At 42.3% G+C, this 25,846-nt stretch carries 20 protein-coding genes and 1 tRNA gene; 16 read left to right on the forward strand and 5 right to left on the reverse strand.

Annotated elements, in window-relative coordinates:
• Window positions 1–69 precede the first annotated feature (69 nt).
• Window positions 70–2,583, reverse strand: coding sequence for a DUF6383 domain-containing protein (locus DWW23_RS20430; protein WP_122355640.1), 2,514 nt, complete (start codon window positions 2,581–2,583; stop codon window positions 70–72).
• Between the two features lie 546 nt (window positions 2,584–3,129).
• Between DWW23_RS20430 and DWW23_RS20435 the strand changes: the two genes are divergently transcribed.
• Complete coding sequence (locus DWW23_RS20435) at window positions 3,130–4,560, forward strand: RNase adapter RapZ (protein WP_122355642.1); 1,431 nt, start codon at window positions 3,130–3,132, stop codon at window positions 4,558–4,560.
• Complete coding sequence (locus DWW23_RS20440) at window positions 4,557–5,291, forward strand: nucleotidyltransferase family protein (protein WP_122355644.1); 735 nt, start codon at window positions 4,557–4,559, stop codon at window positions 5,289–5,291. The genes DWW23_RS20435 and DWW23_RS20440 overlap by 4 nt, the downstream gene beginning before the upstream one ends.
• A 30-nt stretch (window positions 5,292–5,321) precedes the next feature.
• Here DWW23_RS20440 and DWW23_RS20445 read toward each other — a convergent pair whose 3' ends face one another.
• Window positions 5,322–5,906, reverse strand: a complete 585-nt coding sequence (locus tag DWW23_RS20445; protein WP_122355646.1) for an RNA polymerase sigma-70 factor — start codon at window positions 5,904–5,906, stop codon at window positions 5,322–5,324.
• Window positions 5,907–6,173: 267 nt separating this feature from the next.
• On the opposite strand from DWW23_RS20445, the gene DWW23_RS20450 reads away from it, so the two are divergent.
• The 9 genes from DWW23_RS20450 (at window position 6,174) to DWW23_RS20490 (ending at window position 18,462) form a co-directional block, all read left to right on the forward strand.
• The gene (locus tag DWW23_RS20450; protein ID WP_122355649.1) at window positions 6,174–7,196 is read left to right on the forward strand and encodes a FecR family protein; all 1,023 of its coding nucleotides are present in this window, start codon (window positions 6,174–6,176) and stop codon (window positions 7,194–7,196) included.
• Window positions 7,197–7,451: 255 nt separating this feature from the next.
• The gene (locus DWW23_RS20455; protein WP_199664162.1) at window positions 7,452–10,769 is read left to right on the forward strand and encodes a SusC/RagA family TonB-linked outer membrane protein; all 3,318 of its coding nucleotides are present in this window, start codon (window positions 7,452–7,454) and stop codon (window positions 10,767–10,769) included.
• Window positions 10,770–10,780: 11 nt separating this feature from the next.
• Window positions 10,781–12,343, forward strand: coding sequence for a SusD/RagB family nutrient-binding outer membrane lipoprotein (locus DWW23_RS20460; protein ID WP_122355651.1), 1,563 nt, complete (start codon window positions 10,781–10,783; stop codon window positions 12,341–12,343).
• 148 nt (window positions 12,344–12,491) lie between these two features.
• Window positions 12,492–14,537: an endonuclease/exonuclease/phosphatase family protein gene (locus DWW23_RS20465; protein ID WP_122355653.1), complete on the forward strand. Its 2,046-nt coding sequence runs from the start codon at window positions 12,492–12,494 to the stop codon at window positions 14,535–14,537.
• A 19-nt stretch (window positions 14,538–14,556) separates the two neighbouring features.
• A complete protein-coding gene (locus tag DWW23_RS20470) occupies window positions 14,557–15,627 on the forward strand; it encodes a metallophosphoesterase (RefSeq protein ID WP_122355655.1) in 1,071 nt (356 codons plus the stop codon).
• Between the two features lie 82 nt (window positions 15,628–15,709).
• On the forward strand, window positions 15,710–16,612 hold the full coding sequence (locus DWW23_RS20475; protein ID WP_122355657.1) for an alkaline phosphatase: 903 nt from the start codon (window positions 15,710–15,712) through the stop codon (window positions 16,610–16,612).
• A 12-nt stretch (window positions 16,613–16,624) separates the two neighbouring features.
• Window positions 16,625–17,620 (forward strand): metallophosphoesterase family protein, encoded by a 996-nt coding sequence (locus tag DWW23_RS20480; protein ID WP_122355659.1) that lies wholly within the window; start codon window positions 16,625–16,627, stop codon window positions 17,618–17,620.
• Between the two features lie 181 nt (window positions 17,621–17,801).
• Window positions 17,802–18,095, forward strand: a complete 294-nt coding sequence (locus DWW23_RS20485; protein ID WP_122355661.1) for a nucleotidyltransferase family protein — start codon at window positions 17,802–17,804, stop codon at window positions 18,093–18,095.
• Window positions 18,088–18,462 carry a DUF86 domain-containing protein gene (locus tag DWW23_RS20490; RefSeq protein ID WP_122355663.1) on the forward strand — a complete coding sequence of 125 codons (375 nt, stop codon included), beginning with the start codon at window positions 18,088–18,090 and terminating at the stop codon, window positions 18,460–18,462. Before DWW23_RS20485 ends, DWW23_RS20490 begins: the two co-directional genes overlap by 8 nt.
• Before the next feature lie 35 nt (window positions 18,463–18,497).
• Here DWW23_RS20490 and DWW23_RS20495 read toward each other — a convergent pair whose 3' ends face one another.
• Window positions 18,498–21,455: a PEP/pyruvate-binding domain-containing protein gene (locus DWW23_RS20495; protein WP_122355665.1), complete on the reverse strand. Its 2,958-nt coding sequence runs from the start codon at window positions 21,453–21,455 to the stop codon at window positions 18,498–18,500.
• Between the two features lie 315 nt (window positions 21,456–21,770).
• Here DWW23_RS20495 and gdhA point away from each other — a divergent pair, with 315 nt between their 5' ends.
• Window positions 21,771–23,105, forward strand: a complete 1,335-nt coding sequence (gene gdhA / locus DWW23_RS20500; protein ID WP_122355667.1) for an NADP-specific glutamate dehydrogenase — start codon at window positions 21,771–21,773, stop codon at window positions 23,103–23,105.
• Between the two features lie 63 nt (window positions 23,106–23,168).
• On the forward strand, window positions 23,169–23,651 hold the full coding sequence (locus DWW23_RS20505) for a ferritin (protein ID WP_122355669.1): 483 nt from the start codon (window positions 23,169–23,171) through the stop codon (window positions 23,649–23,651).
• A 55-nt stretch (window positions 23,652–23,706) separates the two neighbouring features.
• Here DWW23_RS20505 and ruvC read toward each other — a convergent pair whose 3' ends face one another.
• Window positions 23,707–24,267, reverse strand: a complete 561-nt coding sequence (gene ruvC / locus DWW23_RS20510; RefSeq protein WP_122355671.1) for a crossover junction endodeoxyribonuclease RuvC — start codon at window positions 24,265–24,267, stop codon at window positions 23,707–23,709.
• Window positions 24,260–24,577 (reverse strand): DUF4286 family protein, encoded by a 318-nt coding sequence (locus DWW23_RS20515; RefSeq protein WP_122355673.1) that lies wholly within the window; start codon window positions 24,575–24,577, stop codon window positions 24,260–24,262. The genes ruvC and DWW23_RS20515 overlap by 8 nt, the downstream gene beginning before the upstream one ends.
• A gap of 81 nt (window positions 24,578–24,658) precedes the next feature.
• Here DWW23_RS20515 and DWW23_RS20520 point away from each other — a divergent pair.
• The 3 genes from DWW23_RS20520 (at window position 24,659) to DWW23_RS20530 (ending at window position 25,835) form a co-directional block, all read left to right on the forward strand.
• Window positions 24,659–24,732, forward strand: a tRNA-Ala gene (locus DWW23_RS20520).
• A gap of 108 nt (window positions 24,733–24,840) precedes the next feature.
• The gene (locus DWW23_RS20525) at window positions 24,841–25,404 is read left to right on the forward strand and encodes an RNA polymerase sigma factor (protein WP_187576753.1); all 564 of its coding nucleotides are present in this window, start codon (window positions 24,841–24,843) and stop codon (window positions 25,402–25,404) included.
• Window positions 25,401–25,835 carry a hypothetical protein gene (locus tag DWW23_RS20530; protein ID WP_122355677.1) on the forward strand — a complete coding sequence of 145 codons (435 nt, stop codon included), beginning with the start codon at window positions 25,401–25,403 and terminating at the stop codon, window positions 25,833–25,835. Before DWW23_RS20525 ends, DWW23_RS20530 begins: the two co-directional genes overlap by 4 nt.
• The last annotated feature ends 11 nt before the right edge of the window (window positions 25,836–25,846 follow it).

Here is a 25,846-nt window from a genome sequence, read left to right on the forward strand (position 1 = left end):
ACTTCATAAAAAAACCGGTCCCCACTAAAATAGGAACCGGTTTTTTATTGGTTATATCTTTCGATCTTTTTACTTCACGATCACCTTGTAAGCTTTGTCACCTTCAACCGAAACAATCACAACACCTCTGGATGTTTGAACCGATTCATTATCGGATGATACAAGACGAGAACCGATCGTCTGACCCAGAATATTCGACAAAGTGATCTTCTTACCTCTGGCATTACGAATCTGGAATTCACCGGTACTACCGATTACCTTAATTGTATTCGGTGCTTCGATCTCTTCGTTAGCCACAGGAGCGGGAGCGTTCTCGATCGTAAACTCAGCCATCGGAACAGGCTGCATCACAGCAAACCCATTCACCATACCGACATACGGTTTAGCATCATTCTTTTTGAACTCACTCTGGTTTTCCAGATAATAAGTGCCACCTTCCACAATTTTTAAAGCAAAAAGAGTCGGACTATTTTCCATCGTTTTAACAGATTCATCGGAAGTAAACACGGCACGTCCGCCCAAAGTATCACTGGCTGCCAGATAATAGCGGGGTTCGTCACCTACTTTCGTTCCTATAGCCTCACAAGAGATGTAATACAACTGTTTACCCAACGGACTATTTTCTGCTTTCTCAACCCAGAGGCTAAAATTATCTTCCGTATAACCGGATTTCGTAATCTCATTACCTTCGATCTTCAATTCAGCCAGGAATGTATTCGGGTTCATCACCAACGAATTATTAGCAGTAGAAAAACGCTTATGGCCTGCTTCCATGGTTGCATACTCAGGAGCATCGGCAGACAAGATTATAACCTTTGCCGGATTTTTTGTCAATTGAAGACAACTTGTCTGCATATCCATTCCAACGTAGCGTCCCTCAGCATCACCCACAACTTTCATTGTATACCATTGTTTTGTCTCATTATAAGCAAAACGGAATAAAAGAGGATCGCCTGTCGCAGACAATTTCAAACTATCACTTTGAGCAGCAATCTTATCTGTTCCGAACAATGTCCGCAACTGATACGATATAACAGAGATTTCATCGCCTAACTGTTTTGCGCCAGCTACTATTTGCGTATCTTTCGGTACCAGTTTAAACATAATTTCACCTGAAATATTTTCACCGGTTTGTTTCAAAATAGAATCGTTCGTAAATGTATACAGATAAGATATACCTATCGGAGTTCCTGGTATCAGATGAAGCGTAAAACCTTTCTCAGCCAAATCTTTCTCCGTAAAAGCCATTGAACCAAGATATTTGTCATTCAAATCGACTGACATAGCAGTAACTGTTACAGAGTCTCCATCAAATAAATAGGTATCCTCCATTCCTGCCACTTCAAATATTTCCTGATTCAATATAAAAGCATTATCCGATTCACGGTCGACAACAGAATATTTACCATTTTCAGTCTTTATATACCATTGTCCTCTCGGCAAGTTCACAGAAGGAACACTGTCTCCACCCATAAAAGAGTTTTTCTTAACATAATATTTACCGCCATTGGCTCCTTTGCTTGCACTCTGGAGGAAATAAACACCTGAACCTGTCGGTATATCAGCATGAGTACCTTTAGAAAGTGCCACATAAGGAACAGCTCCTTGCAATACTTTGCCAGACTCGTCAATCTTTGATACTGTCAAAACCTGCTTTGTATCTACACTGGCAACTACAACCTGAACGGTGTCAGCATCTAACGGGGTTTCAGCAGCCAATGGAGTAGCTGCAACGAACATAGCCAACGAATCATTTTTCAAATCGATTGTAAATTTAAATTGTTGCCATGCAGCATTCGGCCTCTGTACCGTACGAGTAGAATCTAAAGAAAACCTATATCCGAAAACATCTTTCGCTCCGGAAATGGTTGTTTTCAATGTATCGATTCCAAAATATTTGGCAACTCCATTCGGATAGGCTCTATCTTCTTTAGACTGCAAAGCGACGTAGCCAGCTTTTCCAGGAACATCTTTTGCTATCAGATCTTTACCTGAAAAGATATCTCCCTCATAAATTGCACCGAATTCTAATTGAAAAGTTGTAAAGCCACCACCTAATTGATCAGCTTTCAAAACAAACTTCTCAGTAGGAGCTATTACTGAAAAATCTTCACCTGATTTAGAATCAAGAATAGACAAATCTGTATTAGTAATAGAGAATGACAAATACTTATCTCCACTATAATAAGCCTTTAAACCATCTTTTTCATCAAAAATCCATCTATGAGCCACTCCATCTACTACCGATACCAAATTTGGAACAGGTTTTTCTGCCGATGCAAAAGCCAGATATTGTAAAGTAACTTTATTCCTAATTGAATATGTAGTAACACCTAAGCTCGTTTGTTTTTCCATGATTTGCCACAAGGCAGAATCTAAAGCAGCTTTAGTCATTGATGTTTCATCAATCGGTTTCACCACAACGGAGTCCGATTTGATACCAGACAGTGACAGATAACCTCCTTCAGACTTCAAATAATAGAAATTATCTGTAGACCCTAAATCTGTGACTTCTGCAGCATTTATAGTGAATGAACTTACTGCCATCAAAGCAGCAGCCAATAAAGTAGATTTTTTATTCATATATTATTTCATTCTTGGTTTATACTTCCATATAATACTAGCTACAAAGATAAATTATTTTAAATATCAAACAGCTATAAAAACACTAAAAGATGCTTACAATCATCTATATTGTACAAAACCAGTTCTTTTTATGTCAACCTATTCCAGTCATTATTAAAGCCTTCTTTATACAAACATTATACATAAATAAAAAAACTTTTTTCAAGGAAGCCGGAAACAAGTAAAAAAACTACCGTTTTCAGCGACAAAACTGCCTGATATTGTGTACCTTTCCACCTATACTCTTTTCATTTTCATCCCATACTTTTCAGCGGCTGATAATTGTCAGCCATACGGCTGATAATTATCAACCATACGGTTGATATTTGTGAACCGATCGGTTGATGGTTATCAACCACTGATTAGTACGGCATGTAATTTTATTTACCACGTATACTAATTCAAATTACATCGTAACAAAAACCAAATACAATAGCGAATGTCTTTGATAAGTTTCCTCCCCTGACAAAAAACACTTACCTTAGTGCCGTAATTCAAAAAATTATGGTAACAGAAGAATTAAAAAGACTCTACTACGGATACACAGGTTCACAGGCCGAAGATATAACTGAACTTCCTTCATCAGGCTCTAACCGCCGGTATTTCAGAATATCCGGACCGAAGACACTGATCGGGGTCAGCGGCTCTTCCCAGGAAGAGAATAAAGCTTTTATTTATATGGCCGGATTTTTCAAAGGAAAAGGTATCAACGTTCCGGAGGTACATTTCCATTCGGACGATTATTCCTTTTATCTGCAGGAAGACCTGGGAGATACCATGCTCTTCAACGCCATAGAAAAAGGACGTAAAAGCTGTGTGTTCGATGAAGAAGAACGTCGTCTGTTACACAAGACAATCACGAAGCTCCCTTCTATCCAGTATGCGGGAGCCGACGGATTCGATTACAGTAATTGTTACCCCCAACCGGAATTCAACGAGCGTTCCATTCTCTGGGACTTGAATTACTTCAAATATTGTTTCCTGAAAGCAACAGGCATGGAGTTTCAGGAAGACCGTCTGGAAGATGATTTCCAGAAAATGAGCGATGTCTTATTACAAGACGCCTCTCCTACTTTCCTGTACCGTGATTTTCAGTCACGTAACGTGATGATCAAAGAAGGCGAACCTTGGTTTATCGATTTCCAGGGAGGACGGAAAGGGCCAGTCTATTATGATGTAGCCTCTTTCCTCTGGCAGGCCAAAGCCAATTACCCGGAAGATTTAAGGAATGAATTGCTAGCCGATTATTTGCAGGCATTACGAAAATATACGGACGTAGACGAAGAATATTTTTTCCGTCAACTACGTCATTTTGTCTTATTCCGCACTTTACAGGTGCTGGGCGCTTACGGATTCAGAGGATACTTTGAAAAGAAACCACATTTTATCCAAAGCGTCCCTTTTGCCATCAACAACCTGCGACAGTTATTAAAGAACGATTATCCGGAATATCCGTATCTGTGTTCCGTCCTGAGAGAATTGACCGGTCTGACTCAATTCAGGGACGATATACAAAAACGGATGCTGGAAGTCAAGATCGTCAGTTTCGCATATAAAAAAGGGATACCGAACGACCCGAGTGGAAACGGCGGTGGTTTCGTCTTCGATTGCCGGGCAATCAATAACCCCGGGAAATATGAACGATACAACCACTTTACGGGGCTGGACGAGCCGGTGATCCGTTTTCTGGAAGAAGACGGAGAGATCACCCAGTTCCTCGAACATGTATATACGATTGTCGATGCTTCGGTAAAACGTTATCTGGATCGCGGATTCACGAACCTGATGATCTCTTTCGGTTGTACCGGCGGACAACATCGTTCTGTCTATTCGGCACAGCATCTGGCAGAGCATCTGCATGCGAAATTCGGAGTAAAAGTAGACCTGACCCACAGGGAACAGAATATAGAACAAATCTTTGACGCAATATTATGAAAGCTATGATTTTTGCAGCCGGTATGGGGTCCCGCCTCAAGCCGATGACTGACAATACCCCAAAAGCATTGATACCAATAAATGGAAGACCAATGTTGGAGCATGTGATCCTGAGACTAAAGGATGCAGGGTTTCATCAAATCGTTATCAACGTTCACCACCTGGGAGACCAGATCATTGATTTCCTGGCCGCCAATAACAATTTTGGCGTTCAGATCCATATTTCCGACGAACGGGATTATCTGCTCGACACCGGAGGAGGAATAAAAAAGGCAGCCAAATTTCTCCAGGGAAACGAACCGTTCCTGGTACACAATGTCGATATCATGTCGAACGTCGACCTGAAAAAGTTATATGATCGTCACCTGGAAACTAATCCACTTGCCACCTTGCTGGTCAGTAAACGCAATACATCACGTTATCTCCTGTTCAATGAAAAGAACCGGTTATGCGGATGGCGTAACCACGAAACCGGAGAAGTTAAATCTTTCTATCCGGATTTCGACCCTAATCAGTACAACGAATATGCTTTTAGCGGTATCCATGTCTTATCGCCTAAAATATTCGACTGGATGGAAGAGTGGACGGGAAAATTTCCGATCATCAATTTTTATCTCTCGATCTGTGCCAAGACGAATATCCACGCTTATGCAGCCGAAAACCTGCGGTTACTGGATATAGGAAAACCGGATGCGCTGGCTAAAGCGGAAGAATGGATGAAAAATCAATAAAAAGGTGGGTGGCTTTAGCTGGAAATGTATTCAAACAATTCTGACTAAGGCCATCAACAATGGCAAATAGTCTTTCAATTCGGTACGAAGAAGTTTCAATGCCTGTTGAATACGGTAATCGACTGTTTTAGACGAAACATTCAGTTTTTCTGCAATCTCGCTATAAGTCATATTCTGGAACCGGTTCATTTCAAAAGCTTCCCGATAGCTTGTCGGCAAGCGGGACAAGGCTGTTTCAATATTTCTAGCCAGTTCTTCCACGATGTAAAAATCAGGATCCTCATACTGAGCCTGCATATTTACAGAGATAGTATCGACTATCCGCTGTTTCAGCTCGTTACGATTAATCAATGTAAGACATCTGTTCTTTACGGCCCTAAACAGATAATTTTTAGGAGAAGACTCGATCACCTGCATAGAACTATTCTCCCAGAACCAAACCATCACATCCTGTACTATCTCCTGTCCGTCATCAAAATCGACAAATCGTTTAGCATACGCACATAACAAAGGATAGTAACGCATAAACAAAACATCGAATGCTTTCACATCACCAACCTGGATCCTTTGAAAAAGAATCTCGTCGTTTGTTTTGTCTGTTACAGTTGAAAGCATATAAAAAGTATTTAGTTCTAGTAAGACTATGGTTAATATGGTTGATTTTGTGGGTGTTGATATATCTAAAAGCTTGTATTTGTTTAACATTATAAAAACTTAATCGGAATGTAATAGGGCAATGTGTTGAAAAATGTTATTTTTGCACAACTATATACATGAGTCTTACTAGAACTCTTTCAGTAATCAAAAAAAATTATCACAAAAAAACACTTTTTCGTTTAGGAGGTTTCCCGGTTCATTAGTCTTAATTATAAAAGAGACAAAATGGACACACAAAAACATATAGACGAACAAGCATTATTGGACTATTTTTCCGGTATTCTTTCCCCTGTCCAAAAACAGGAGGTGGAAGCCTGGATACAGGAAACTGAAGAAAACCGGAAAATAGCACGGGATATCGAATACATCTACTTTGCCACAGATACGATCAATACGATCAAATCCATCGATTCGACCAAAGCATTAAAGGAGGTAAAAGTCAGATTCAGCAAAAAAGAGAATAGTAAACGATCTTTCATTCTCCAATTACAACGGATCGCGGCTATTTTTGTTATACCCTTATTAATCAGCACTCTCTATTATGCAACAAAAGAAGAACCGGTCGAATTCATAGAAATCAGGACTAATCCGGGAATGGTTGCAACCGTTAATCTCCCTGACGGCAGCAAGGTATGGCTCAACTCCCGCTCTTACCTGAAGCATCCGCAGAAATTTACAGGAGACACACGAAACGTTGAAATGGAAGGTGAAGCTTATTTTTCCGTACAAAAAGATAAATCGAAAAAATTCATAGTAAACACTCCTTTTAATCTGAAAGCGGAAGTGTTGGGTACAGAATTCAATATGGAAGCTTATAAAGAGAGTAATAAGGTGGTCACGACGCTGATCTCCGGCTCTGTAAGACTCTCATTCCAAAACAAAAACAATACAGAAGAGACGATGATCATGAAACCCAATGATGAAATCTCCTATAACTCAAAAACCAGAGGAGTCAGCCTGAGCAAACCTTATCTTCCTACGCTAACAGCCTGGAAAGACGGTTTGGTTATTTTCAGAAACACTCCATTTGAAGACGCATTAAATGTATTAAGTAAACGATTCAATGTTGAATTCATCGTAAAGAATGATCTTCTATATGAAAACTCATTTACGGGACCTTTCGACGGGCAACATCTGCATCTTATACTTGAACACTTCCGCTTATCATCCGGCATTCAATATAAGTTCGTTGATCCGGAAACAGGAACAGATAAAATATCAGAAAAAACAATTGTTGAACTATATTAAATGTATAGAAGTATGAACAACCTAAATTCAAGTACTAAAATGAAAACATTCGAACCTCCTTAAAAAACATACGGGAAAATATTGGCGTATTTCCCCGTATGAAAAACAACTGAAAGCTTGTTTGGCGACAAGCTCCAGCAAATGAATTTTTTTAACTCTAAAATCACTTACAAATCTATGACAAATTATTTTAGCATCCAACATTTCAGGATGGTGAATTCATCGTTTATTGTCCTGAAAAAAATACCATTATGTATGAGACTCACCGCAATAATGTTATTTGTATGCATCGGACTGGCATATGCTTCCGAAAGTTACAGTCAATCTGCAACATTAACTCTGAACGTTAACAACAAAACGGTACAAGAGGTCCTGGATGAAATTGAGAAACAATCTGAGTTTCATTTCTTCTACAACAACAAACAGGTAAATACAAATCGTGTTGTTTCTATTAAAAGTAAAAAAAAGGATGTATTCAACGTCCTTGAACAATTATTTAACGGAACGGATATCAGTTATAAGGTTCTGGATAAAAGTATTATCCTCTCACCCAAAGAGATGCTGATGAGTGCTGTCGTACAGCAAGCCATAAAAAACATATCCGGTACTATTACCGATAGCAACGGCGAACCGATCATCGGAGCAAATGTATTGGAGAAAGGATCTACAAACGGTACCGTGACCGATATCAACGGTAAATTCAGTTTATCCGTGCCCAATAAATCGACATTGGTAATCTCCTATATCGGATACGTATCCAAGGCTATTATCGTAGGAAACCAGACAGTCTTCAACATACAATTGACAGAAGACACTCAAAACTTAAATGAAGTAGTTGTAACGGCGTTAGGTATCAAACGTGAAGAAAAAGCCTTGGGATATGCAGTTCAAAAAGTAGATGCGAAAGCATTAACCTCTGCAAAAAGCATCGATGTCGGAACTTCATTAACCGGAAAAGTGGCAGGTTTAAATGTTAAGAACAGTACCGAATTCAATGAAGCTCCCTCTTTGAAATTAAGAGGAGAAACTCCCATATTGATCATCGACGGTATCCCATATGGAAATATGACATTGAACGAAATTGCACCTGACGATATCGAATCCATCGATGTTTTAAAAGGCGCCACCGCTTCTGCTTTGTACGGAGCACGCGGTACGACCGGTGCGATCATGATCACTACCAAGAGAGGTTCACAAAATGAAGGTATCAATGTAGAGATCAACAGTAACACAATGTTTTTCGCAGGATATCTGGCATTTCCGGAAGTACAATCATCTTATAGTAGAGGTTATGGTGGAAAATACAATAGCGATTATGTATGGGGAGACAAATTGGATATCGGAAGAACGGCTATTCAATACGATCCGGAAACATTCGAGTGGAGGGAAATGGAGTTAACATCCAAAGGTAAAAATAACTTTAAAAACTTCCTCCAATTCAGTGCGATCACAAACAACAATGTCAGTGTCTCGCAAAAAGGAAAATACGGCTCGTTCAGAACATCATTGACCCACGTATTCAACAAGGGACAATATCCGAACCAGAAACTGAACAAAATAACTTATACAGCCGGAGGTGAAATGAGTTACAAAAACTTCAAACTGGAAGGATCAGCGTCATACAACAAACGTGTATCATCAAACGACAACGGTTCCGGTTATAGCGGTAGCTATATTTACGACATGGTAATTTGGGGTGACACAGAATACGACGTACGTGATTATAAAAACTATTGGGTTGAAGGCAAAGAAGATGAACAGCAAAACTGGTACGATAACAGTTGGTATGATAACCCCTGGTTTAAAGCGAATGAAGTAGTCGATGCTTATGACACCGATATATTGAATGTGTATATGAACTCATCCTATGAAATTACTCCGTGGTTAAAAGCCATGTTAAGGGGAGGCCTTGATTTTTATTCTAAGAAAAATCAATGGAGAAACGCAAAAAGCGCAAACTACGCATGGGACAAAAACGGTTTCTTCGGAATCAGCAGAAATTCGGGGTATAGTATTAACACCGATGCTATGTTGATGGCTGATAAAACATGGGGTAAACTAAACATGAATGTTTTAGCCGGAGGAAATATCTACTTCTATTCTGATGACAAATTGAGAAGTACAACAGCCGGAGGACTCACTATTCCTGGATTTTACTCTCTGAAAGCCAGCGTCGATCCTATTTCTGCCAGCAGTGAATTAAAGAGGAAAAGAGTGAACAGTCTATATGGTAAACTTTCATTGTCATGGGCTAGTACTTATTTTCTGGACGTAACCGGACGTAATGACTGGTCTTCCACACTATCCAAAGAGACGCGTTCTTATTTCTATCCTTCCTTAGCTGGAAGTATAGTACTTTCAGAGATTATCACATTACCTGAAGTTTGGAATTTCTGGAAAATAAGAGGTTCATGGACAACCTCCAAACAAGATGCTGCAGTTTACGATAATAATAATGTTTACTCTGTCTCTACCAATGTTTGGGATGGATTAGGTACGGCTTCTTATCCTTCATCTGTTATCGGAGGTAATGTACGTCCTAAAAAATCTATGGTATATGAAGTCGGTACAGCTGTTAATTTCTTCAATAACAGATTATACGCAGACTTTGCATATTTCAGAAAACTTGAATCAGACTTTATCATTTCCGGCGGTATAAGTTCTGCAACAGGTTTCAGCTCCGTTCAGGTCAACTTTAAAGAAGAAAGATTGAGAAACGGTTATGAATTGACCATAGGGGGAAGTCCTATAAAAAATAAAGATTTCCAGTGGGACATTCTTACAAACTGGGGACATGATAAATATTCTTACTTCAAAATCGACCCAGATTATTCAACTAAAAAAACCTGGGTAAAAAAAGGTGAAAGCTGGGATTGGTTCGATATATATGACTGGGACAGAGATCCGGACGGAAATATCATACATAACGGAGGTATTCCGGTAAAACAAAACTTCAAAACCAAAGTAGGAAATCTGACCCCCGACCTGGTTTGGGGTATCACCAATACTTTCAGATATAAAAACTTTACACTCAACTTCACCATCGACGGACGTATTGGAGGCATGTCATACTCACGTACCCACCAAATGTTATGGAACTCCGGTGCACATAAAGACTCCGACAATCAATGGCGATATGAAGAGGTGGTCAATGGAAACAAAACATTCATCGGAGAAGGTGTCAAAGTTGTATCCGGTAGTGTTGAACGTGACCCGGATGGAAACATCCTCAGCGATACCCGCGTTTTCGCTCCTAATGATGTTGTAGTATCTTATGAAGCATATATTTCAAAATACCATGACTCAACCAGTCGTCCCAGCCGCCAGAATGTATTGGATGAAACATTCTTCAAACTAAGAAATCTGACATTTACTTATGACATACCTCAATTGTGGTGTGGAAAAATAGGAATGAAAGCGGCATCGGTCAGCCTGACAGGCCAGAATTTATTCTTATGGGCCAAAGAATACAAATACGCAGACCCTGACAAAGGAGGAGATAGCAGTGGTTACGAAAGCTTGAATTCACCTTCTCAACGATACATAGGTTTTAACATAAAAGCAAACTTCTAAAGGTAGAATATATGAAAACAACGAAATATATAAAGCAATCTCTATTTGCTTTCAGTGCAATAGGAATATCTATGATCTGGAATGGCTGCACATCTTCTTTTGATGATCTGAATACCAATCCGGATGCAACAACAAAAGTGTCTCCGGCAATGCTTGCAACTAAAGTGATACTGGATCATGTAAAATCAGCGAGCAGTGATAATGGTGAATTCATGTGCAAACGCATGTTCTGGGGAGAACAAATGGATAATTATCAATACAATCGTGTGGAAAAAGGAAGCTTCAGTGCCATACAGGGACTTACCAATGCACAAAAAATGGTTGAATTATCCTCCGAATCCAATAAAGATGCTTATACAGGTCTCTATTATTATTTAAAGGGCTGGGCATTTTACCGGACAACAATGGATATGGGAGACATTCCCTATAGCGAAGCGCTTCAGGTCAATGAGTTCAGATATCCTAAATATGATGAACAAAAAGAGGTATTCAAAGGGATACTCGACGATCTGGAACAGGCAGACAGTCATTTTGCCAAAGCGACGGAAGGTATCAGCGGTGATCCGTTTTACAACGGCGATCCTGCTAAATGGAGAAAAGCGACCAATGTGCTCCGCCTGAAAGTATTAATGGCTTTACAGAAAAGAGCGGATGACACACCGGAGTTACAGATCAAAGAAAAATTTGCACAAATTGTAAAAGAAGGGAATCTTTTTGAAGGGAATGATGATAACCTCCAGGTTACTTATTCCAATAAAGATGGCCAGAAAAATCCTTTTCATCAGGATCTAACAAGAAGTATCAATGTGTATGCAGGAACAACCACTTTGATCGATCCGCTGAAAAAGTACAAAGATTATCGGTTATTCTCTTATTTTGCCCCGATGCAGGCTCTGACAGATCCAATATATCTGCCGAAAGGTGAAACCTTGTTAGAAAAAAACGATTGGAATGCCTATCAGGGAGTTGAAGCCGCAGGATTATTCAACACGGAACAGAAAAAGATCTCTAACAAAATGCATTGCCGCCCCAACGATATTTATCGCACAGATTATGTCGGAGTTCCTTCTATACGATTGGGATATGCTGATATGAATTTTGTATTGGCCGAAGCGGTTGAAAGAGGATGGATCAGCGGATCTGCTCAAAATTATTATGAAAAAGGTATCCGCGCCTCGTTTGAATTCGTACGTACGACGGTTTCTTCTCCGGAATATAATCAGGGAATGACCATCACAGACGAGTATATCACCCAATATCTAAAGGGAGAAGATGTAGCCTATGCTACAAACGGGACATCACTCGACCGGCTGAAACAAATATGGATGCAGGCATTCTTAGCCTCTTATTTCCACCTGGCCTGGGATTCTTATTATGATTACAGACGTACCGGTTATCCGGAATTACCGATCAACCCGGAAACAAACCTGAATGACGATAAGTACAAAATTCCGGTAAGATGGTTATATCCTGAATCAGAAACGAATTACAATAAGGAACAACTGATCAATGCAGTTAACCGCCAATGGGGAGGAGCCGAAGACGTGAATAAAATTATGTGGGTATTAAAATAATATAGTTCACTGTTACTTTTGAATTTACCGAATAGAATGGATGAACAACCTACTATTCGGTAAATTTGTTTCTAAAAATAAACACTTAAAAGCAGTTGCTTATTGTATAAAATCAACTACTTTTAGATGATCAAAAAAACACATCACCATGAAACATATTATCATTTTTCTTTTTGCTTATTTATTTGTTATTCCGGTCACAGCCCAACAACCCTCTCAAAACCTGGCCCTTCATCTGGACGGCAAAGACAATAATGTCCGCACCGGTATCGGATATCTCAATGGCTCATGGACCCTCGAAGCATGGGTCAAAGGCGATGACAATTCCTGGAAAGAACAGGAAGTTCTTTTTGGCGGAGGCGAATATAGCCTGACAAACAGGGCAGATTATCTGCCTCTGGTTATCGAGAACGGAAGACTTCACAGTACATGGCCCGATCTGTGGTCAAAAGAAGTACTGGACGACCAATGGCATCATGTAGCACTAAGTTGTGACGGTGTTGCCACCCGGCTTTATCTGGACGGAGAAGTCATCGATAGTAAAATAACAGCCATGTCTGTTCTTCCCGGAGCATTAGGAGTAAATGAAGACGATCTTACAACCTTCGGAGGATTAATGGATGAAGTCCGTATCTGGAATTCCGCCGTGCCGACTGAAACACTCAAAGAATGGATGGGCAAACCTTTGGAACCCACTCACCCGCAATTTAAAACACTGGTCGCATACTATAACTTTGACGACGGCATAGAAGATGTTTCGACAAACTGGGTCGGTAAAGGAGACCAGGCATACCATATCAGAAACGGAAGGCTCCAATATAAAGGTTCCATTCCAATGGCATACGCAGTGCCCTATGACAATCCAAAATTCGTAAAACCCGCTAAACAGCAAGAATTATTCAATGCAATCGTAATAGATAGCGAATGGGATGCAGATCAGGGTAGTTCGGACGACCAGATCCTTAAACTCCGAATCGCCGTAACCGGAGACCGAAATCCATTACGCCTGACAGAACTTGAACTCGACCTGTCTGATGTCACAACACTGTCCGACATATCGCAGATCCATATCTATCATACCGGGAAAACCGCCCGGTCAAACATTAAAACAGAACTATTCGGTCAGGGGGAAATACCTAAAAAGAAAATGATATTTAAAGATGAACAAGGAGTTCTGACATTAACACCGGGTATCAATTACCTGCTAGTAACAGCGGACATAGCCGAAAAAGCCACCGTTGGTAACAAGATCAAAATATCCGTCCCCTCCTTCAAGCTGGGAAGAACGACCTATATACCGGAGACAAGTGAAAGGAATATCGATAAAAGGATCAGCGAAAACAGCCAGAACAATCCCAACATCATAAAAGTACTGCAATGGAATATCTGGCATGGAGGTAACCACGTCGGAGACGACGGTCAGGCACGTGTCATCGATCTGGTAAAAGCGACAAATGCTGACATTATCACGATGCAGGAAGGTTACGGTAGCCAGAAACGCATTCAAGATTCACTGGGATATTATATGCAAACACCATCGCTCCAGGATAATCTGGTTCTTTTCAGCCGGTATCCTATAACAGACATACCGACAAAGAAAACATTCAATTCCAATCCTGTCAAATTAACACTGCCAGGCAATCGCCCCTTGTTAGTCAACGCCTGTTGGTTACGTTATGCCTATCAACCGGAATATTCCTGCAATTATCCTTGCATAGGACATAATACTTCTACCTGGGTAGCAGAAGATGCCGCCCGAGGATTAGAAGACATGAAATATATTCTGGAAAAGGATACAAAACCTTATCTGACAGAAGGTGAAGATACTCCAATCATCATAGGAGGCGATTTCAATTCTTGCAGCCATCTGGATTGGACAAAAAAAGCAGCGCCGATCCATTTCGGTTACGGACCTGTCCCCTTCCCTATTTCCCAATATATGCTCGACCAAGGTTATAAAGATAGTTTCAGGGAAATAAATCCGGATGAAATAGCTCGCCCGGAAGGGACCTTTGCTGTTATTTACGGACACTTGCAGGTTAGCCGGATCGACTTTCTCTACTATAAAGGAAATAATATCCGGGCTGTTTCTTCCAAAATTGTAAAAACAGCTCCGGAGATCGACGATGTATGGGCATCAGACCATGCCGCTGTACTGACAACATTTGAACTGACGCCTCTTTCAGGCAAATAATACATTAAACTAAATACGCATGAAAAAAGGATTATTTTTATCAGTCATCGCTTTACTGAACCTGATGACAATGAATGCACAGGTGCAGCCTGTGCAACCCAAGTTGACAGACGACAGATCATTCTCCATGATCTTGTTGCCCGACCCCCAGAGTTACACCAAATTCGATGTAAACCAGCCACTATTCGAACTGATGACGGCATGGACCGCCAACAACAAAGAGAGACTGAATATCGAGGCCGTTCTTTGTACCGGCGACCTGGTAGAACAAAACGAAATCCGTATTCCTGACGGAGTGAACGGCAACCAGACCAGCGAAGAACAATGGAAAGCAGCCTCACAGGCATTTGCCCGGCTGGATAATAAATTGCCTTACGTGGTCTGCACCGGAAACCATGATTACGGATACGAAAAGGCTGAGAACCGTCTGTGCCGTCTACCGGAGTATTTCCCGTCAGAAAGAAATTCCTGCTGGAGAAATTCGCTGGTTGAAGTAGGTAACAATTATCAGGGAATCCCGACACTCGAAAACGCAGCTTATGAATTTAACACTGAAACATGGGGTAAAATACTGGTGGTCTCTCTGGAATTCGCGCCACGCGACGAAGCCATCGAATGGGCTAAAGCTGTGACAGAGAAACCCAAATATGCCAATCACAAAGTGATCCTGCTGACCCACTCCTTCCTGACTGCAGACGGAAAACGGCGCCTGAAAGAAAACTATAAGATATCTCCGGCCAACTATGGAGAAGCCATTTGGCAAAAGCTGGTTTATCCGTCGAAGAATATCTGCCTGGTTGTTTGCGGACATGAATGTGAAATCGCTCCGCATAAAGACAATGTCGGTTTCAGCATCGAAAAGAATGCAGCCGGTAAGGATATCCCGCAAATGATGTTCAACGCCCAGACTGCCGATGGTTTCTGGCATGGCAACGGCGGCGACGGCTGGCTCCGTATCATGGAATTTATGCCTGACGGACAGACGATCAAGATCAAAACATTTTCTCCGCTTTTCGCCATTTCGCCGACAACAGCCGACAAATCCTGGAGAACGGAATCGTATGACCAATTCGATATTACTATAAAATAATAATAAAAGAACTTATGATAATTAGGGAGTAGCTCCAATTATACATACCTTTGGTGAACTAATACAAAATTAAACACATATCATGAAAAAAAGAAACTTACTTCTTATTTTGGTTTTAACCATTGTAACGATCAGTTCGGCTTTTGCTGCCAAACCAAAAGCAAAACATGTAATCTGGATCGGTCTCGACGGCTGGGGGGCTTACAGCGTAGAAAAAGCAGAGATGCCGGTGACCAAACAATTAATGAAAGACGGTTCTTACACATTGAAAAAACGTTCCGTTCTGCCTTCTTCCAGTGCTGTGAACTGGGCTTCTATGTTTATGGGTGCGGGACCGGAGCTTCACGGATACACCGAATGGGGATCAAAAACTCCTGAACTTCCTTCACGTGAATTGAATCAACATGGTATTTTCCCAACAGTTTTCCAACTGTACCGCGACGCTGCCCCGAAAGCAGAAATCGGTTGTGTCTATGACTGGGACGGCATCAAATATCTGGTAGATACACTGGCACTCAGCTATCATGCCCAGGGACCGGATTATAATAAATATCCAACCGTTTTGACAGAAATGGCGGTGAAGTATATCACAGAGAAAAAGCCGAACCTGTTTGCCGTTATCTTCGATAATCCGGATCATGTAGGTCATGCCGACGGACACGACACACCTTCTTATTACAATACGCTGAAAGAGTTGGATAAAAACATCGGAAAAATCGTCGACGCCGTTAAACAGGCCGGTATGCTGGACGAAACAATCTTTGTTATCACAGCAGACCACGGTGGGATCAATAAGGGACACGGAGGCAAGACCATGCTGGAAATGGAGACTCCGTTCATCATCTCCGGAAAGAACGTAAAGAAAGGTTATTGCTTCGACAATGTCAGCATGATGCAGTTCGACTGCGCCTCTACCCTTGCAGCTTTATTAGGTCTGACCCAGCCTCAGGTTTGGATCGGTCGTCCAATGCCGGTATTCAAATAATATAGAAAAGAGATGAAAAGATTATTTATAAGTATCTTATGCCTGTTAGGTGGTCTGTTAAATGCAAACGCCCAGCAACCGGCACTTCAATTCAATAAGGACGGAAAATTCAAGATCGTTCAGTTTACCGACGTACATTATATTCATAACAACCCGAAATCGGCTATCTCGATTGAAAGGATCAATGAAGTGTTGGATGCTGAAAAACCGGACCTGGTCCTTTTTACCGGCGATGTCATTTATGGTAAACCGGCGGAAGAAGGAATGAGAACCATTCTCAACCTGGCCTCTAAACGCAAAATACCTTTTGGTATGACATTCGGTAACCATGACAATGAACAGGGGCTGACACGTACGGAGTTGTTCGATATCATCAAAACGATCCCTTACAACCTGACCGATTCTGTTGCAGGCGTATCAGGTGCCAGCAATTATATCCTGCCGGTCAAATCATCCGACGGAAAGAAGGATGCAACCGTCCTCTATTGCATGGACTCTCATTCTTATTCACAGATCGGAGGAATCGGCGGATACGATTACATCAAGTTCGACCAGATACAATGGTATCGTGAGAACAGTGCCAAATATACAAGACAGAACGGCGGAACGCCTGTTCCATCTCTGGCATTCTTTCACATCGCCTTACCGGAATACAACCAGGCTGCATCCGACGAAACCGCTATTCTGGTAGGAACACGTAAGGAAAGGGCTTGCGCTCCGCAACTGAACTCCGGCCTGTTCACTTCCATGAAAGAGATGGGTGATATCCAGGGGGTATTTGTCGGACACGACCACGATGACGATTATGCCGTTTATTGGAAAGGCATCTTACTGGCTTACGGTCGTTATACAGGTGGCGACACGGTTTATAACAACCTGACCAACGGTGCACGTGTGATCGAAATGACAGAAGGTGAAAATGGCTTCAAGACCTGGATCCGCTTGAAAGACAATGAGATCATCAATAAGGTGAATTATCCTTCGGACTTTATTAAGAAAAAAGACTGATTGATTATTGTATCATCAAACAATAAAGTCCTCTCTGCCTAGTGCATGAGAGGACTTATTTATATAATAGATACTCCAAAAGATATACAGAAATGAGAAATGTATTAATATAGTTGGTTACGAATATATCTGATATGATATATTCCAGAATATTTTTATCTTTGTCCTAAAACAAGATAATATGAAAACAACAGCAGAATACCTCGCCATATTAAAGAACTATAAAACTCAGCATGCCGGGAATTATGGTATAACCCGTATGGGGATTTTTGGCTCAGTAGCACGGGGAGAACAAAAAGAAGGTAGTGATGTTGATATTTGTTATGAGGGGAAAGCACCGTCCTTACTTACTTTAGACAAAATACAGTCTGAATTGAGAAACCTGTTCGGATGTCCAGTAGACTTAATCCGCATCCGCGAACATATGAATGATTATTTGAAAGAACGCATCAGTAAAGAAGCTATCTATGTCTAATAAAGAACTACATATCCAATGTTTGAATAATATAAGGAAAGCTTTATTAATGATCGAAGAACGTGCTAACGTGATTTCTTGTATGGACGATTTTCTACAGACTCCGGACGGGATGCTTCGATTAGACGCTATTTGCATGAATCTGATAGCCTTGGGAGAATCAGTTAAAAACTTTGATAAAATAACGGAAGGGAAGATACTACCCCTATATCCCAATATTTACTGGAAAGGTGTAATGCAAATTCGTGATAAAATAGCACATCACTATTTCGACATTGATGCAGGCATTGTTTACACCACAATAAAAGAAGACATTCCACCTTTACTTCCAACAATTGAGACAATGATTAAAGATATATCTAAATAAAAACGGAGCCTGTAATACAGACCCCGTTTTTATTCTTATTCCGGTTTAAGCACCACCCCTAAACTCTTTTTTCCATCCATCTTTATAACGATCGGTTTGTCGAAACGGACATGGCGCAGATACTCGGTATCTTCCACAGCGGGCAAAGCATTCAGGTAAGCCTCATCGAACCAGCCATCGCCTTTGAACGGGTTGATCGTGAAATAACCGACACCGAAAGAGGTCAGGTTCTGGAAGAAATGCGTTCCCTGGCTCGGGTCGACACGATAGTTCTCCAATCCGCACTCCACGATAACACGGGCGTTACTGATATGTGGCCACTTCACCGGAATACCCAGCCAGGAGTCGCTGCTGCCCCAACGTCCGGGACCAACCAGCACATAATTCTTTTCCTCTTCCGTAAAACGGCGGTTCAGCTTCTCTATCTCGTAAGCGATCAACTGATTGTTAGACGAGTTGAAAGCACCGCTCTTTACATAGATAATATCCTGTACGTCCGTCACGATACCATGCCCCAGGACACTGGTAGAGGAAAGGATCGTTTCTTCATTTTCAATCTGCGTCAGGTCTTCATCCATGATCTCTTTGTTATCAACGATCGGACGGATCTGAAGCAGATAGAAAGTAGCCTTGTCGTGATTGGCGGGATCGACATTCACGGCAAACTCGATCTCTACGGGACGCCCCATCTCCTCCTGCCCGATGCGAAGCAATTCATCCAGCGTCTTTGCCAGCGGGAATACATCATGTTGCAGGATATTAACGAAAGACAAGATCTTCCGCCCGCCGGGATAGTAACCGTCACGAATGATCTGATCGTAGGGGTCGTAAGTAGAAACGATATATTTCAAAGAACCATCCGCATCAGCATCTTTCAGGTTCAGACGCAGGAGGTTAAAAGAATCATCGATAGAGAACTGTTCCGCCAGGTTCTTCAGGTCGAGCGCATAGAAACGGGTCTGCGTCTCACGAAGTGCGAAATCCATCGAACTCATCTGCAGGATACTGTGCGGATGGCGCGGAGAGAAACGTAATGTCTGACCGCCGTCCACAATATATTTACCCAATCCCAGGGCAATATTAGCTATGCCGTCTTCCGCCTTCTCATTACCGATCGGATAGAAATTAAGCGAACGTGCCACACCGGAGATGGTCGGGTAGAAATGATCGTTGTAACGGTTACCGACCACTTCCTGCAGGACAATCGCCATCTTCTCCTGATCGATCAGATTCGACGTGGCAGTCATATATCCCTTGCTGTCCCGGTAAAAGACAGATGCATAGACAGCCTTGATCGCATCGCTCAACAAGCGAAGCATCTCATATTTATCATCCAGCCGCGGAATCATATAAGTAGAGTAAATTCCGGCAAACGGCTGGTAATGCGAATCCTCCAGCAGACTAGACGAACGGACAGCAATAGGGCTTTTCACCACATCGAAGAAAGCCATCAGGTCATCTATCAGGCTGGCAGGCAGACTGGCACGAAGGAAATATTTCAGGATCGTCTCGTCATCCGCATCGCTCAACGCAACAGGCAGCAGTTCGTTCGTCTCCATAAATTCATCAAAGATATCCGTACAAATTACTACCGTCTTCGGGATATTCGTATTGAAGTTCTCCGTCTCCAACTTGGGATAGCGTTTAACCATCGCCCCCATAAAGGCAAGACCTCTACCCTTTCCTCCCAGCGAACCGTCACCGATACGGGCAAAATTGCTATACTCGTCGAAACGATCTTTCTGATAAATAGCTACCACTCCGGAGTTCTTCATACGGCGATACTGGACGATCAGGTCGAAAATAAGTTTACGAGCCTCATCCATATCTTTATAATCGCTTACATCGACCCGCTTCAACACCTCGGCTGGCGGGAACATGGCACGCGAATAGAAGAAACGGGAGAAATGGTTGCGCGAAAGATGGTAAACCAGCGAATCGTCAGGGATCTGGAATACTTTCCTCTGCAGATCCTTCAAATCCTTGATACGCATAATCTCTTCCTTCGTCTGCGGATTCAGTATCACGAAGTCACCGAAGCCGAAACGCTGCATGATCTTCTTACGCAGATCCTGCGGGTAGCTCTTTGAATTCTTGTCGATAAACGAGGCACCCAATTCTTTGGCATACACTTTATTGTTCGACTCGGAAGACTCGAGCACAAAAGGAATGATCAGCCCTGTCTTACGGACATATTGCCCGAACTTATACCCGGCATAAGGGTCTTTCACCCCATCATGCATAAAGCTCATATCCGATACGATACCGAGCATATTGTCCCGGTACTGATTAAAGATACGGACAGCTTCCTCATAAGTACGTGCCAGTTTGATCTTGGGACGTCCGCGCATCCGGAGCGTCTGCTGGTGGCCGTTCAGCGCCTCTTTGGCAAACATCTGGCTCTGCTCCAGCACGAATTTATATAAGTGGGGCAATGCTGACGAATAAAAGCGGATGGAGTCTTCCACCAGCAGGATGATCTGTACGCCGACACTCGCCGTATCGTCGGGCGCATTCATCTTATCCTCTATCAGTTTGATAATGGCCAGCAGCAACTCGGCATTACCCAACCAACTGAATACATAGTCGATCGCACTCAGGTCTTCATTGGCGATACGCTTGGAAACCTCCTTCGAGAAGGGGGTAAGCACAACGATAGGGATATTCGGATAATGTATCTTGATCTCCTTTGCCGCCGCAAAAATATCGCGGTTATCCATATTCGGCATGCAGATGATCAACTCAAAATTACGATTCTTTAATTCGGCAAGCGCCTCTTCTTCCGTTGTCACCTGGGTAAAACGGGGAGGATAACGAAGACTGAGTGAAGTATATTCATTAAATATCTGTTCGTCCACACGTCCATCGTCCTCCAGCATGAAGGCGTCGTATTTTGTGGCAATAAGCAGTACATTATATATACGCTTATTCATTAGATTGGCGAATGATGTGTCTTTAAACACAAGGTTCTGAAAGTCCGGTATTCCGCTCATAACGATTTCATAGAATTATATGCGCCCAAATGTAAGGAAAAAATCAGTTTGGATGCCGCCAATTAGTATTTTTCTCCCTATATTCTATTATTTCCCTACTTACTTTTTAATATTTTCCTCCCTTTGGCCTTATACTTTCCGGCATGCCCGTATTTAATCGGGCGTTAGAGAGACGGCAGAAAAACAGTATCGGCACAAAGACATGCATCAAAAACATATAATCTACTATCAAAAAGAAAGCAAAACTCTTGGTCAATCCATAGAATTCGCTACATTTGCCTACACATTGTTATTCCTAAAAAAGCAAGAAACGCTATGAAGACAGAAGTTATTTTATCTGCACTGGAAGCAAAGCACCCGGGTGAAAAAGAGTACTTGCAAGCCGTGAAAGAAGTTCTTTTATCAATAGAAGAGGTTTACAACCAGCATCCGGAATTCGAGAAAGCCAAAATCATCGAACGGCTGGTCGAACCGGAACGTATCTTTACTTTCCGTGTGCCCTGGGTAGACGATAAAGGTGAAGTACAAGTCAATTTAGGATACCGCGTACAATTTAATAATGCGATCGGCCCGTATAAAGGAGGAATTCGTTTCCACCCGTCCGTAAATCTGTCCATCCTGAAGTTCCTGGGATTTGAACAAACATTCAAGAATGCCCTGACTACCCTGCCGATGGGTGGCGGTAAAGGCGGTTCCGACTTCGCCCCCCGTGGTAAAAGCGATGCGGAGATCATGCGCTTCTGCCAGGCTTTCATTATGGAACTGTGGCGTAATTTGGGACCGGACCGCGACGTACCGGCAGGCGATATAGGCGTTGGCGGACGTGAAGTAGGTTATATGTACGGCATGTACAAAAAGCTGGCCCGCGAAAACACAGGTACTTTCACCGGCAAAGGCATGGAGTTCGGAGGTTCTATCCTTCGTCCGGAAGCAACCGGCTACGGTGCTCTCTATTTCGTACATCAGATGCTCGAAACCCATGGTATAGATATAAAAGGTAAGACAGTTGCCGTTTCCGGTTTCGGGAACGTGGCTTGGGGAGCGACAAAGAAGGCAACCGAACTGGGAGCCAAAGTCGTAACGATCTCCGGTCCGGACGGATATGTGTACGATCCGAACGGTATCTCGGGCGACAAGATCGAATATATGCTGGAACTACGTAACAGCGGTAACGATATCGTGGCACCTTATGCCGACGAATATCCCGGCGCAACTTTCTATCCAGGCAAGAAGCCCTGGGAACAGAAAGTGGATATTGCCCTGCCCTGCGCTACACAAAACGAGCTAGATGCCGACGATGCCCGCAAGCTGATAGAGAACAAGACCTTATGTGTTGCCGAAGTCTCCAACATGGGATGTACGGCAGAAGCTGTCGATCTGTTCATCGAACACAAACAGTTGTTTGCACCGGGTAAAGCCGTTAATGCAGGCGGTGTCGCTACTTCCGGACTGGAAATGACGCAGAATGCCATGCATATCTCCTGGACTGCCGATGAAGTGGATGCCAGACTGCATCAGATCATGGGTGCTATCCACGAGCAATGTCTTGCTCATGGTAAAGATGGTAATTATGTGAACTATGTGAAAGGTGCCAACATTGCCGGCTTCATGAAAGTCGCCAAAGCCATGATGGCGCAAGGTATTGTATAAAAGAGTCTGGCATGCTTTTTGTAATTACTTTTATACAAATACAACTCAATAAAAGTAAACATTATGATCTTAAGTAGGAACTTATCAAAAGCTTTCAATGAACAGGTAGAAGCAGAAATGTGGTCTTCAAACCTGTACCTGTCAATGTCGATCTATTTCCAGAAAGCAGGCCTGAACGGTTGTGCACACTGGATGAGAAAACAGGCAGAAGAAGAAATGGAACATGCCCACAAGATGATCGATTTTGCTATCGACCGTGGGGGTGACATCGAAATTAACCAGATCAATGTTGTTCCGACTGCATGGGGCACTCCGCTGGAAGTATTCGAACATGTCTACAAACACGAAGTACATGTATCAGAGTTGATCGACAAGATGGTTGACATCGCTGAAGCAGATAACGATCATGCAGCAAAAGACTTCTTATATGGTTTCGTTCGTGAACAGGTAGAAGAAGAATCATCGGCAAAGGCAATCGTAGATCAGCTGAAAATGTATGGAGAACATCATGCTATTCTTCTGGATCACAAGCTTGGCAAAAGATAATTTCTTTCCATAATAAAGAAACTCCGGTCTCTGTTAAATCAGGAACCGGAGTTTTTTATTTTCTTACTTTACCGGGATTCTTTGCCATAAAGTCTTTCCAACCGGTATACTTCTTCTCCGAGATCGGATTATTTGTCTGGAAATAATGACATACAGCGGCTGCCAATCCGTCGGTCGCATCCAACTGCGGTAACATCGACTCTTCCGGAATATGCAGGAAACGTTGTAACATGCCTGCTACCTGTTCTTTTGCAGCGTTACCGTTACCGGTAATAGACATTTTGATCTTCAACGGTGCGTATTCGAAGATAGGAATTTCCCGTTCCAAAGCCGCCGCCATCGCGACGCCTTGTGCTCTTCCCAGTTTCAGCATACTCTGCACGTTCTTCCCGAAAAACGGTGCCTCGATTGCCAATTCGTCAGGATGATACTGGTCGATAAGCGCCAGCACCCGTTCAAATATCTTCTTCAGACGCAGGTAATGGTCTTCGTACTTGTTCAACTGCAGTACGCCCATCGCTTCGAGTTTCGGTTTATTCCCTTCGATCTTCAGTACGCCGTATCCCATCACGATCGTTCCGGGGTCTATACCTAATATAATGCGGTCTTTAGTCATTCTCCCAGTCTATTTCTTCGAGTAAGGTACTGAAACCAACGATCTTGGTTCCGAAACGTGTAATCAATTCTTCCTGCAGGGCACGGCCTTCCGATTGCATCCAGTATTCCAGCGTCTCCGGATTCTTTACATGGAACTGTATAGAGTAGCTGCTTGCATCCTCCGATTCATCTTGTAAGATACGGCGCAGATAAGGCGTTCTCAAAAATCCGCTCGCCGAGGCACGGGGTATATAGCTCTTTTTCAGATATTCTATGCACTCGGTAAGGATATCATTCTCTATATTGAATGTTGTATTATAAACGATCATATTCTTTTTCTCCAAAATTCTTACACAAAGATAGCGAATATCTCAGGAAAACCTCTATATTTGCAACCGAAAACCACACACGGGGGATTAGCTCATCTGGCTAGAGCGTTAGACTGGCAGTCTAAAGGTGATCGGTTCGAGTCCGATATTCTCCACAGAAAGACACTCACAGAGGTTCACTTTATAGGTGGACCTCTTTTTTTATATTTTAATTCGACCATCCCCTCTTTTTTACGTATCATATAATAAAGGAGCAGAATATGATGAATGAAAGGGAAATACAAGTACTTATCGACAAATGCAAAAAGCAGGACACGGCCGCCTTTGCCGCATTGGTTGCAGAATACCGGCAACTTGTATTTCGCTTGGCTTTCCGCTTACTCTGCGACGAAGAAGAGGCAAGAGATATGGTACAGGAAACATTTGTAAAAGTGTGGTTGAGCCTTGACAAGTATAACCGGGAATACCGCTTCTCCACCTGGATCTATACAATTGCCGGAAACGTTTGTTATGACCGCCTGCGCTCTTTACAGCATTCCCCTTCGGGGAGTATGCAAGGAATCTCTCTCGCCAATATCTCCCTTTCTTCCGGGGAGGATATGGAACAAAGCCTGATAAATAAGGAACTGAAAGAGCTGATACTCCGGTTTACCCATGAACTGACCCCGAAGCAAAAGCTGGTATTCACGCTGAGGGAAATAGAAGGACTTGAAGTATCCGAAGTAGAAGCTATCACCGGAATGTCTGCCGAAAAGATCAAGAGCAATCTTTACCAGGCACGCAAACAGATACGAATAAAAATAAACCTGATGGAGGACAATTTATGACAAAAAAAGAAGATACATACGAACAATGGTTGGAGAAGATAAAAACAACCGAACCATGTCTGGACAACCCGGAAGAGCTGACAAACGATATCCTGAACAGGATAGACGCATTACCGTCCGGAAATCCCTCACGGATACTGCTTTTAGTCAGTAGAATCTCCGGTATTGCCGCAGCTTTTCTACTTTGTTTCCTGATCAGCGAAACGGTATTATTTCCGCAAGACAAACAGTTTACGGAACAACCATCCACTGCTAACGCCGTCTGGCAAGGAAAGGCATCCTTCCTGCCCGATGACTGGAACACTGAAAGTTCTTTCCTTGAAAAGAGCCGTTATCTATCCGAACAATGGAAGGAATACAAGAAGGAACTATCGAAAAGAAAGACCTTCTTCCTGTCCAAAAAAATTTCCGTAGAAAACATCATCCACTAAAACGAAGAAAA

This window comes from Parabacteroides sp. AF14-59 (assembly GCF_003479515.1).
In the GTDB taxonomy this organism is placed as follows: Bacteria; Bacteroidota; Bacteroidia; order Bacteroidales; family Tannerellaceae; genus Parabacteroides; species Parabacteroides faecis.

What these genes read in the sequence shown, in the direction of transcription:
- DWW23_RS20480 (WP_122355659.1), top strand. Translation starts at nt 16,625, where the DNA reads ATGAAAAGATTATTTATAAGTATCTTATGCCTGTTAGGTGGTCTGTTA.
- DWW23_RS20495 (WP_122355665.1), bottom strand. Translation starts at nt 21,455, where the DNA reads ATGAGCGGAATACCGGACTTTCAGAACCTTGTGTTTAAAGACACATCA.
- DWW23_RS20525 (WP_187576753.1), top strand. Translation starts at nt 24,841, where the DNA reads ATGAATGAAAGGGAAATACAAGTACTTATCGACAAATGCAAAAAGCAG.
- DWW23_RS20470 (WP_122355655.1), top strand. Translation starts at nt 14,557, where the DNA reads ATGAAAAAAGGATTATTTTTATCAGTCATCGCTTTACTGAACCTGATG.
- DWW23_RS20455 (WP_199664162.1), top strand. Translation starts at nt 7,452, where the DNA reads ATGAGACTCACCGCAATAATGTTATTTGTATGCATCGGACTGGCATAT.
- DWW23_RS20465 (WP_122355653.1), top strand. Translation starts at nt 12,492, where the DNA reads ATGAAACATATTATCATTTTTCTTTTTGCTTATTTATTTGTTATTCCG.
- DWW23_RS20430 (WP_122355640.1), bottom strand. Translation starts at nt 2,583, where the DNA reads ATGAATAAAAAATCTACTTTATTGGCTGCTGCTTTGATGGCAGTAAGT.
- DWW23_RS20475 (WP_122355657.1), top strand. Translation starts at nt 15,710, where the DNA reads ATGAAAAAAAGAAACTTACTTCTTATTTTGGTTTTAACCATTGTAACG.
- DWW23_RS20490 (WP_122355663.1), top strand. Translation starts at nt 18,088, where the DNA reads ATGTCTAATAAAGAACTACATATCCAATGTTTGAATAATATAAGGAAA.
- DWW23_RS20505 (WP_122355669.1), top strand. Translation starts at nt 23,169, where the DNA reads ATGATCTTAAGTAGGAACTTATCAAAAGCTTTCAATGAACAGGTAGAA.
- DWW23_RS20485 (WP_122355661.1), top strand. Translation starts at nt 17,802, where the DNA reads ATGAAAACAACAGCAGAATACCTCGCCATATTAAAGAACTATAAAACT.
- DWW23_RS20530 (WP_122355677.1), top strand. Translation starts at nt 25,401, where the DNA reads ATGACAAAAAAAGAAGATACATACGAACAATGGTTGGAGAAGATAAAA.
- ruvC (WP_122355671.1), bottom strand. Translation starts at nt 24,267, where the DNA reads ATGACTAAAGACCGCATTATATTAGGTATAGACCCCGGAACGATCGTG.
- DWW23_RS20450 (WP_122355649.1), top strand. Translation starts at nt 6,174, where the DNA reads ATGGACACACAAAAACATATAGACGAACAAGCATTATTGGACTATTTT.
- gdhA (WP_122355667.1), top strand. Translation starts at nt 21,771, where the DNA reads ATGAAGACAGAAGTTATTTTATCTGCACTGGAAGCAAAGCACCCGGGT.
- DWW23_RS20440 (WP_122355644.1), top strand. Translation starts at nt 4,557, where the DNA reads ATGAAAGCTATGATTTTTGCAGCCGGTATGGGGTCCCGCCTCAAGCCG.
- DWW23_RS20445 (WP_122355646.1), bottom strand. Translation starts at nt 5,906, where the DNA reads ATGCTTTCAACTGTAACAGACAAAACAAACGACGAGATTCTTTTTCAA.
- DWW23_RS20435 (WP_122355642.1), top strand. Translation starts at nt 3,130, where the DNA reads ATGGTAACAGAAGAATTAAAAAGACTCTACTACGGATACACAGGTTCA.
- DWW23_RS20515 (WP_122355673.1), bottom strand. Translation starts at nt 24,577, where the DNA reads ATGATCGTTTATAATACAACATTCAATATAGAGAATGATATCCTTACC.
- DWW23_RS20460 (WP_122355651.1), top strand. Translation starts at nt 10,781, where the DNA reads ATGAAAACAACGAAATATATAAAGCAATCTCTATTTGCTTTCAGTGCA.